The organism is Wolbachia endosymbiont of Drosophila tristis, from assembly GCF_028981745.1.
Classification (GTDB): Bacteria; Pseudomonadota; Alphaproteobacteria; order Rickettsiales; family Anaplasmataceae; genus Wolbachia; species Wolbachia pipientis.
In genome coordinates, this window is the sequence record NZ_JAPQLN010000114.1 from 17,478 (window position 1) to 27,780 (window position 10,303).

General features: G+C 34.7%; 7 protein-coding genes. 6 read left to right on the plus strand and 1 reads right to left on the minus strand.

The window, feature by feature from the left end:
• Positions 1–126 precede the first annotated feature (126 nt).
• Complete coding sequence (locus tag OZD64_RS06505; protein WP_010963182.1) at positions 127–864, plus strand: type I glutamate--ammonia ligase; 738 nt, start codon at positions 127–129, stop codon at positions 862–864.
• A gap of 3 nt (positions 865–867) precedes the next feature.
• Here the strand turns inward: OZD64_RS06505 and OZD64_RS06510 are convergent, their stop codons facing one another.
• The gene (locus OZD64_RS06510) at positions 868–1,590 is read right to left on the minus strand and encodes a hypothetical protein (protein WP_274999549.1); all 723 of its coding nucleotides are present in this window, start codon (positions 1,588–1,590) and stop codon (positions 868–870) included.
• Between the two features lie 175 nt (positions 1,591–1,765).
• Here OZD64_RS06510 and OZD64_RS06515 point away from each other — a divergent pair, with 175 nt between their 5' ends.
• From OZD64_RS06515 to ubiA, 5 genes are all read left to right on the plus strand, one after another.
• Complete coding sequence (locus tag OZD64_RS06515; protein WP_274999550.1) at positions 1,766–4,840, plus strand: efflux RND transporter permease subunit; 3,075 nt, start codon at positions 1,766–1,768, stop codon at positions 4,838–4,840.
• Positions 4,841–4,928: 88 nt separating this feature from the next.
• Positions 4,929–6,491, plus strand: coding sequence for a transcription termination factor NusA (gene nusA / locus OZD64_RS06520; RefSeq protein ID WP_274999551.1), 1,563 nt, complete (start codon positions 4,929–4,931; stop codon positions 6,489–6,491).
• Positions 6,492–6,500: 9 nt separating this feature from the next.
• Positions 6,501–8,825 (plus strand): translation initiation factor IF-2, encoded by a 2,325-nt coding sequence (infB, locus tag OZD64_RS06525; protein ID WP_274999552.1) that lies wholly within the window; start codon positions 6,501–6,503, stop codon positions 8,823–8,825.
• 9 nt (positions 8,826–8,834) lie between these two features.
• Positions 8,835–9,233: a ribosome-binding factor A gene (locus OZD64_RS06530; protein ID WP_038198479.1), complete on the plus strand. Its 399-nt coding sequence runs from the start codon at positions 8,835–8,837 to the stop codon at positions 9,231–9,233.
• Positions 9,234–9,236: 3 nt separating this feature from the next.
• Positions 9,237–10,094 (plus strand): 4-hydroxybenzoate octaprenyltransferase, encoded by an 858-nt coding sequence (ubiA, locus tag OZD64_RS06535; RefSeq protein WP_010963177.1) that lies wholly within the window; start codon positions 9,237–9,239, stop codon positions 10,092–10,094.
• Positions 10,095–10,303: the final 209 nt, after the last annotated feature.

The window sequence follows — 10,303 nt, forward strand, 5'->3', positions numbered from 1 at the left end:
GATTAGAAGCATGCTATTAAAAACAGTAATACATTATGTATAAATAAGATGTTAAATTTACTGGCAAATAAGTAAAGTATTCATATAAATATAGCTAACCTAATATAGATTTACTGAAGCAAATTTATGATTATATTAAGTAATTTGAGTTGTTATGCTGTATTCGGTATTGAACTAGAGTTTTACATTGAAGGAATAGAAAAAGAATACTTATTTCTGAATAGCATCAAAAATAAAATAGCATCTCTTGAATTTTCTTGCGAGAAGGAGAATTCTACACATCAGTATGAGATAAAAAGTGGTTGTTATACGAACTCCTACAATTTAATTAAGCATTTTGAGTTAGCAAAACAATCACTTACTGAAACAGCACAAAAACTAGGTGGGAATGTTTCTTTTAAAGCAAAGCCTTATTTGGATAGAGCAGGCAGTGCATTAAATGTGCATGTTAATCTCGTGAATTCAAATAACGGTAACTTATTTTATATCAATGAGCAAAAGTACAGTGACTATCTGATTCATAGTATTGGTGGATTATGTGCAATGATGAAAAAACATATGTTGTTTTTTGCTCCAAATGATGATTCATATTTAAGATTTCAGTATCCGGATATTCACACTCCAACTACGATTAGTTGGGGAGTAAATAACAGAACTGCTGCGATAAGAATTCCCTATTTTGGCAACGATTCCAAAAGATGCCGCCTAGAGCACCGTGTTCCTGGAACAGATTGTAACCTTGAAAAAGTACTCACAGCAATAATTGAAGGTATAGTTTTTGGTATAGAGAACAAAATTGCTCCGCCAAATAGAGTGTATGGCATTGCATCTGATCCTCAATATAAGATGGAGAGTTTGATATAGCAACTACCTGTTAAACCCTAACCCATTAAACTCCTTTGAGGTAATTGGCCATTCTAGCACTTTCCTCACATCATTATTTACATTCCCATACTGTAATAGCAAGTCTGCAGCAGATAGTTTCTGCGTACTTTTAGATGATCCAAGCCCTATATTGGTAAGGTTGCTCGGTGGCTGCTCAGGAAGTGGATTACCAGATACATCCATGTGTTCAGGGAGAGATTTCATCTGATTCTTTATAGAGCTAGAGTTATTTTGTGCAGGATTTCTATCATCTGACATGTCAAGAATAATTTTCTCAGGTACTACCATAATTTTTGTATAATCAGCAGAATGACTGCCTTCAGTGTTCTGAAATTCATCAAGAATTGGTTCGCCAAACGCATTTATAGGGCCACCAAGTGATCCTTTCTCCATGCGCTCTTCTGCTCTTTTCCTTATTATTTCTTCTGCTAGCTCAGTTTCAGTTCTTTTTGGTTCTTTTACGGTACCTTTTTCTTCACCTTCATCTCCTGAAACACCAGTAATTTCAGCAGGCTGTTCTTTTTTAGTTCTTATTGTATGAATCAGCGAAAGTAATAAGTAAGTAACTGCAGCAGCAGAAACGATAATGGCTATCTTTGCGGCAATGTGGATTGCTGTTAAAAATATTAAAGCTGATAAAGCTCCAGCTAATCCAGACACAATAACTTTATTTTTGCCTTTTGTTATATTTAGAATTGCCACCATAATAACCTCTCAAATACTGCTCTAGAATTATTATACAGAAATTTTCTTATACTTGCAATTTTGCAAAAATTTTAATTATTTGCGTAAAGTTTTAAAGCTACACAAGGATTAATTAATATGCAATGTATCTCGACTATAATATTGTACAAACGCACATATTCAGCTAACATTCAACATGCAGAGCTTACTCATAGAGCGAAACAGGGCGGTGGTATTATTACTTATAGTAATTTTTATCTTCGGTTCATACGTTTATGTAAAAATACCAAGGGAAAGCAATCCTGGTATACAGATTCCTATAATCAGCGTGTTTGTTGGACTTCCTGGGATTTCTGCTCAAGATAGTGAAAAGCTATTAGTGCTTCCTATAGAAAATGAACTAAGATCCATCGAAGGTGTAAGAGAATTGAGAGCTTTTGCAACTAATGATGGTGCTCACATGATACTCGAATTTGGAACAGAGTATGATAATAAAGAAGTGCTCGATAATGTCCGTTCAAAGCTTTCAAACATAAAATCGAAGTTACCTGTTGAAGCGGAATCTCCGATAATCAATGAAATAAACTTGAGCTTATTTCCGATACTCAATGTCGGCTTAATTGGTAATTTGCCAGAAAGAGCCTTAACTGAAATAGCACGCAAGCTAAAGAAAGAAATAGAATCTCTGCCAAATGTTCTCAAAGTTGAAGTGGCAGGTATGCGTAAAGAAACAGTGGAAGTGATAGTTGAGCCCACAGTTCTAACAAAATATAACATTCAATCAAACGAAATATTCCAAGCTATATCAAGCAATAACAGATTAGTGGGAGCTGGGTCACTGGAAAATGATACCGGTAAATATTCGATTAAAATATCAGGGTTATTAAAAGATATAGAAGATATTATGAATATTCCTATTAGATCTCAAGGCGATGCAGTTTTGAGAATCAAAGATATAGCAAAAGTATACCCTAGGTTTGAGGATCACCAAGGATTTGCTCGCATTAATGGATTACCTAGTGTCGTGCTAGGAATTTCAAAACGTAACGGAAAAAACATAATAGACACAGTAAATCAAGTAAAATACTTAATGGATAAGGCAAAAGATCAATTACCTGAAAATTTAAAAGTGGTGTACTTAAACGACCAGTCAAAAAACGTCCGCGATGTGCTTGATGACTTGGAAAACGGCATAATATTTGCTGTGTTGTTAATATTGATCATAATGATGCTTTCTATGGGGACAAGGATTGCTATTCTTGTGGCACTCTCGATACCCGGTTCCTTTCTCATTGGGATAATAGCTCTTTACTTTATGGGTATAACCTTAAATATCGTTGTGCTCTTCAGTTTAATTATGGCTGTTGGCATGCTGGTTGATGATGCAATTGTGATCAGCGAATATGCCGATAGAAAGATGATCTGCGGAATGGACAAAGTAGAAGCTTTTTACACTTCAGTTCGTGATATGTTTTATCCGGTTCTATCATCAACGTTAACTAAATTAGCAGTGTTTTTTCCTCTATTATTCTGGCCTGATACTGTTGGTAAATTCATGCAGTACATACCAATTACAATAATCCTAACTTTGACTGGATCGCTCATTATGGCTTTGGTTTTTATACCAACACTTGGTGCAATATTTGGTAAGCCTTCGATAACTTCAAAAAAAGAAATAAAAAAAATGAGTGCTATAGAAAGTGGTGAAATAAAAAATGCTGGGCCTATAATAAGAGCTTACGTACGCATGCTAGAGAAGGTTTTGGATCATCCTAAAAAATTCGTATGTGCTACTGTATTCGTTTTGTTTTCATTTAGTGTGCTGTACTTTACTTTTGGTCCTGGAGTAACGTTTTTTCCGAAAGTGGATTCAGATAATATTTTAATCAGTGTTAAAGCAAAAGAAAGCTTATCAGCCAAAGAACGAGATCTGATACTCAAAGAAGTGGAAGAACGCATTTTGAGCATTGAAAAAGAAATTCATGTTTCTTATGCTAGATCAGGAGCATTTTCAGACAACGTTATCGCCAGAATACAACTAGAACTTATGGATTGGCGCTTCAGGCGCAAAGCTAAGCACATACTAAATGATATAAGGAGCAGTGTGCAAGACATGAAAGGAATAATAATTAATGTTCAAGAGGAAAAGCCAGGACCGTCGGCTGACAAGCCAATACAAATTAACCTCAGCGGGAGTGTATCCAGTTTGAATTTAGCAGCAGAGAAAATTCTAGAAATTATGAACCAACCTTCATCCGGGTTTATAAATATTCAAGATAGCAGATCAGCACCTGAAATAGAGTGGAATATGAGTGTTGATAAGAGTAAGGCTACAAGCTCTGAAGTAAGTGTTGCAACCATTGGCGATTTTATAAAGATGGTTACAAATGGAGTATTGATTGGAAAATATAGACCAAATAACACGGATGAAGAAATCGATATTGTACTCCGTTTCCCCAGAAAGGACCGCAATATGAAGACTATAGACAATCTTTTTATCAATACAGTTAATGGCCCGTATCCTATGAGCAACATAGTAAAATATGCTCCCGAAAAAAAGGTAAACAAACTAAACAGGATTGATGGATTACGCACAGTGACAATCTCTGCTGACGTTGATACTGGCTATCTTGTTGATGAAAGAGTAAAGTTCATTCAGAATTCTATTGCCCAGGATTGGGACAAGGGAGTAAAAATTGATTTTAAAGGCGACAAAGAAGATCAACAAAAATCAGGAGCATTTTTGTTAAAGGCTTTTATATTAGCGATTACACTAATGATATTGGTATTAGTGACACAGTTTAATAATGTATACCATACATTTATCGTAATGACAGCAGTGTTTTTATCCACAACATGTGTGTTTTTTGTTTTCTTTCTTATCCAACAAGTTTTCGTAGTTGTTATGTGTGGAGTGGGGATAATTGCTTTGGCAGGAATTATAGTGAATAATAACATACTATTGCTTGATGCCTTTCATCATCAAATTAAGGTACACAAAAATGACATCAAGCGATGTGTAATAAACGCTGCAATTTCTCGCGTTAGGCCAATATTGCTTACCGTTGCAACCACAGTTCTTGGTTTAATACCGATGATTACCAGGTTAAATATCAATTTTTTTACGCTACAAATCACATATGATGCTCCATCAAGCCAGTGGTGGGTTGACATTTCAACAACCATAGCAAGTGGAATATTGGCTGCAACGGTTTTAACTTTATTCTTTACTCCTGCGTTGCTTGTTATACAAAAACATGAAAAAACTTGACTTAAATTAGCAATCATTTAACATTTAAGATAGTGTTCTTTGCCCGTTGGAGCTATAATTATAACTAATTACATTGGATTTATTTATTATGATTGCTAATCGTAAAAGCAGTGTTAAGCAGAAAAGTAACAAGAATAACATAGTTGGAAGCCTTGATGTAATAAATACAGCAGGAGAGCTTTCACTTCAAAAAGGTTTAGATTTTGATGTTGTAATAAAGGCACTAGAAAGTGCTATAGAAGCAGTGGCTCATCAAAAATATGGTAGCAAAAGTAAAATTGTAGTTGATATAGATAGAAACACAGGCAAAGTTACTTCATATAGAAAACTAAAAGTTATTGATGATGAATCAAATGAAAAAGAGAATACTGAGTGTGAATCAATTACGCTTACACAAGCTAAATTAATAAAAGGAGATGCAAAAGTTGGAGATACTGTTAGTGAATTGCTCTCTCTTAACACTGATCTTGCTTCAGCAAGAATTGCCCAGCAAAAGATTGCTCAAGTAATTAAAGATGAAGAGTCAAAAAAGCAATATGAGGAGTTTAAAGATAAAGTGGGAGAAATAAGGTATGGTATTGTTAAACAAGTAGAATATTCAGATCTTATTATAGACATAAATGGCACTAGGGCATATCTTCCATTGCGAAATTTAACTGGTGGTGAATCATTTCGTGAAGGTGATAAGGTTAAAGCTTACATACAGACTGTTAAGCGCTCTGATGATGGACGTCAAATTATTCTTTCTAGGACTCATGAAGGCTTTTTGGAGGCATTATTAAATCAAGAAATACCAGAAATTGCTGACGGATTAGTGACAATTAAAGGTATAGCTAGAGATGCTGGTTCAAGGTCTAAGGTTGCCGTTTTCTCTCCCGACAAGAACATTGATCCAGTAGGTGCTTGTGTTGGAGTTAAGGGAGATAGAATAAAAACTATTATACACGAATTAAATGGTGAAAAAATTGACGTTATAAATTACTCCTCAGATTTGGGTCAATTCGTTATTAAAGCCATTACTCCTGCAGAAGTATCGAAGGTTATTATTGATGAAAATGAAAATTGCATAGAGTTAATAGTTGCTGAAGATCAATTGAGTTTAGCGATAGGAAAAAAGGGCCAGAATGTAAGATTAGCTTCAGAGCTTGTTGGATGGAAAATTGAGATATTAAGCACTCAGCAAGAATCAGAAAGGCGAAGTAAAGAACTTAGTCAATGTTCAGCTTTATTTGCTGAAGCTTTAAACTTAGAAGAGATTATGGGTCAGCTATTGGTAACAGAAGGTTTTTCAAGTGTAGAAGACATATCTAGCGCTTCAATTAAAGAGCTTGCTTCAATAGAGGGCTTTAATGAAGATATTGCAAACGAACTTCACAATAGAGCAAATAAGTACCTGAAAGCAGAAAATGATAGAAAAATAGAAGAGCTAAAAAGTTTAGGTATGGAGGATGATGTAATCAATTTAACTTTATCAATAGACAATAAAATTGCTCTTAGTAAGCATGATATTAAGACTTTAGAGGACATAGCAGATTTATCAAGTTATGAGTTTTGCAGCATACTCTCTTCCTCATCCGATAGCAAAGAAGATCTAAAAGATACAGTAGATTCAATAATCATAGAAGCACGTAAAAAGCTTGGATTAATATAATAAAATAATATGAATAATGAAGATATCAGTGATAAAAAATTAACGCTCCAAGGTTTAAGCAAGCTTAAATTAGACCTCAATTTAAACTCTTCAGCTAGCCCAAGTACTGGAGCTACAGTAGTAAAAAAAAGAAGAAAAAAATCTCATGATGCAGAAGAACATAATTTATTTGACGAGAGTAAATTATGTTCTTTAACAGAGAAAGAACAAATTTTTCGCATTAATGCTGTGCAGAATGCTGCTTTGCTGAAAGAAAGAAATCAGAGAGAAGAAAAAGAGAAAACAGCAAAAGAAGACAGCAATAAAGAGATTGACGAGAAAAATGAAGCGGACGCTTTATCTAAGGAAATAAATAAGCAAGTTTTAAGTAATACCCACTTAGTTGAACCAAAAGAAGATAGTATTGACCATGAGGACAACGATAAAAAGTCTTTTAAAGTCAACAAAGATATATATTCTAAGCATTCTAAACTGGTAATTGCACAGGCAATAGATGAAAAAACTGAACACCCCCCTGTATTTAAGCAAAGGTTTGGTATAAGAGGTAGAAAGTCAAAGTTTACTAAGGGTAAAAATATATCAAGAGAAGTTATTATACCAGACAAAATAACTATCAGGGAGTTATCTATTCGCATGGCAGAAGATAGCAAGAGTGTGCTAAAAATGTTCAAAGAAGAAGTCGGTGAGAGTTATAGAGTAGATGATCTGGTGGATCCAGATATAGCATGTGAAATAGTGGAAAAATTTAATCATACGGCTAAACGAGTGAGCGATACCAACAGAGAAAAAGATTTATTTTTTATAGAAGGCAGAGAAAGCCTGCCTAAAAAACCTAAACCACCAATCGTCACTTTTATGGGACACGTCGATCATGGTAAAACCTCATTGCTCGATGCATTTCGTGAATCTAATGTTGCAGAAAGAGAGTCAGGTGGCATAACTCAACACATAGGTGCTTATCAAATAACGACAAAAGATAAGCAAAAAATTACCTTTATTGATACACCAGGACATGAAGCGTTCACTGCGATGCGTGCACGTGGTGCCAATATTACTAATATAGTTGTAATAGTAGTTGCAGCTGACGATGGAATCATGAAACAAACAGTTGAAGCAATAAATCATGCAAAAGCAGCAAATGTTTCCATTATAGTTGCTATTAATAAAATTGATAAATCTGAGCCTGGTGATGTAGAAAAAATAATTAATAGTTTGCCTCAATATGATCTCATCCCTGAAGGGCTTGGTGGTGATGTTATGATTATGCCAGTATCAGCAAAAAAGAAAACTAATTTAGATAAACTAGAAGAGGCGATTTTGTTAATCGCTGAATTAATGAAGCTAGAAGCAATAGAAGATTGTCGAGCACTTGGATGGGTAATAGAATCCAAAATAGATAAAGCGAAAGGAATATCAGCCACATTGATAGTTGAGGAAGGAACGTTAAAGGTTGGTGATATATTGGTAGTTGGTACAACATACAGCAAAGTACGTAGTATGGTTAATCACCTCGGTCAAAGAGAAAAAGCAGCACTACCCTCCGCTCCAATTGAAATTACTGGTCTAAATGGTGTACCAAATGCTGGAGATAAATTTGTTGTTGTAAATTCTGAAAAGCAGGCGCGTGAAATTGTTGAATACAGGCTAGAGTTAATCAAGAAAAAGAAAGAAGATTTGGGCGACAATAATTTAGATATATTCAGTCGTAATAACAGCGAAACAGAAGAACTATCTGTAGTTTTAAAGTGCGATGTAACTGGTTCTATTGAAGCAATATCAAGTTCAATTGATAAACTCGGTAAAGACCAAGTGAAATTAAATATCCTACACAAAGCAGTAGGAGGGATAACAGATTCAGATGTGCTGCTTGCAGAAGCATCAAGTGCAGTAATTTTAGCTTTTAATGTAAAAGTGGACTCAAAAATAAGGGACTTGGCAAAACAAAAAGGTATAGAAATACATACTTATAACATAATATACGAGCTCATTGACGACATGAGAATGTATTTAACTAAAATGTTAAAGCCTGTTACACGAGAGGTTCGTGTTGGCTTTGCATCTGTGAGGCAAATATTTAACGTATCTAAAGCTGGTAATATCATTGGATGTTACGTAAGTGATGGAGTCATAAGAAAAGATTCTTTAATTAAGGTAATGCGTGGTGGCAAATTGGTGCATGAAGGAAAGTTAAAAGCACTACGTAGATTTAAAGATGATGTTAAAGAAGTAGGTGTAAACTTTGAATGCGGAGTATCACTAGAGGGTAATGTCGATATTAAAGTTGGAGATATTTTGGAAGCTTATCAATTAGTGCAAGAAGAAAGGGTGTTATAGTAGCTGGATATGAAAAAGGAAATTAGAAACCTAAAGATAGCATCGGTATTGCATAGAGCAATATCAAGAGTTCTAATGGAAGGTAAGGTGTTCAATAAAAATGTATCGGTATCTGACGTAAAATTAAGTAAAGATTTGAAAAAAGCAGATGTATATATTGTGTTATCTTCATTGAATATTCAAGTAGCTGACTACTTAGATCCAGAAAAAAGACGCACTGGAGATCCTTCTGAGAATAATTGTGATATTAACACTGTTGTTAATGAAATGAACCAGTCTGCATGGTCAATACGTAAATCTATATTGTGTTATGTTGATTTGCGATTTATACCTGAGTTAGTTTTCAAGCCTGATTTAGCGTTCGATAATTTTGTTAATGTAAGCAAAATATTACATAATCACACTTAATTAATGTATTTCAACCATTACTTTTCATTAATGAGGTTGCACAGTTTAACAGGTTTGTGGCTTGTGCTATTTCCCAGTTTGAGCGGTATTCTTTTAGCCTCAACTTCTCTATCGTATCAGGTTCTTTTTCTCCTTGTTTTGTTTACTATAGGTGCATTTTTAATGAGACCCGCAGGGTGCATAATCAATGATATCTTCGATAGAAAAATAGATGCGCACGTTGAACGAACAAAATATAGGCCACTTGCAAGTGGTGCATTAAACATAAAGCAGGCTTTAGCTTTACTTTCACTGTTACTGTCTATTGCCCTGGTAATCTTATTATTAACTAATAAAACTACACTCATACTTGGAATAATCTCAATGTGTATGATAGCTACTTACCCTTTATTAAAGCGGTATGTTTGGTGGCCACAATTGTTCTTAGGGTTTACCTTCAATATGGGATCGCTCATGGGCTCAGCAGCAATAACAAACCAGATCAGTATAGAATCCTTGCTGTTTTATATAGGATGCGTCTTTTGGACACTTAGCTATGACACCATATACGCCCATCAAGATAAAAAAGATGATGAAAAACTCGGGATGAAATCTACCGCATTATATTTTGGTGATACAACAAAATCTTGGTTGAAAAGATTTTATTTAATATCTCTGATGACGTGGCTATATGCTGGTATCTTATCATCATTAAATAACATTTTTTATATTGCTCTACTTGCTGTAGGGTTCATATTTCACCGCCAATACAAAAATTTCAATCCTGACGATCCCAGTCAATGCATGTCCATATTTAAAAATAATTCCTACGTAGGGTTGCTTCTCTTTTTTGGCATCCTTTTAGATAGAATTATCACCTAGGTCTCAAGAGTTTTGGCTCTAATGAAGTCAATAAACTCAGGTACTCGCAGAAACGAAAATTGCTTGACAAACTCCGCCAGCCCTCTTATCATGAAACTGAAGCTATTGTATTTGCTTTCGCCAATCTGCAGATTAAAAGGTAAGGATTACTTAATGTATCGGCGTCTTATGTTCAATTTTTTGCAGTATATAGATACTGTATGTCTTTA

Coding starts and splice junctions, on each gene's coding strand:
- infB (WP_274999552.1), top strand. CDS start 6,501: ATGAATAATGAAGATATCAGTGATAAAAAATTAACGCTCCAAGGTTTA.
- nusA (WP_274999551.1), top strand. CDS start 4,929: ATGATTGCTAATCGTAAAAGCAGTGTTAAGCAGAAAAGTAACAAGAAT.
- OZD64_RS06510 (WP_274999549.1), bottom strand. CDS start 1,590: ATGGTGGCAATTCTAAATATAACAAAAGGCAAAAATAAAGTTATTGTG.
- OZD64_RS06530 (WP_038198479.1), top strand. CDS start 8,835: ATGAAAAAGGAAATTAGAAACCTAAAGATAGCATCGGTATTGCATAGA.
- OZD64_RS06515 (WP_274999550.1), top strand. CDS start 1,766: ATGCAGAGCTTACTCATAGAGCGAAACAGGGCGGTGGTATTATTACTT.
- ubiA (WP_010963177.1), top strand. CDS start 9,237: ATGTATTTCAACCATTACTTTTCATTAATGAGGTTGCACAGTTTAACA.
- OZD64_RS06505 (WP_010963182.1), top strand. CDS start 127: ATGATTATATTAAGTAATTTGAGTTGTTATGCTGTATTCGGTATTGAA.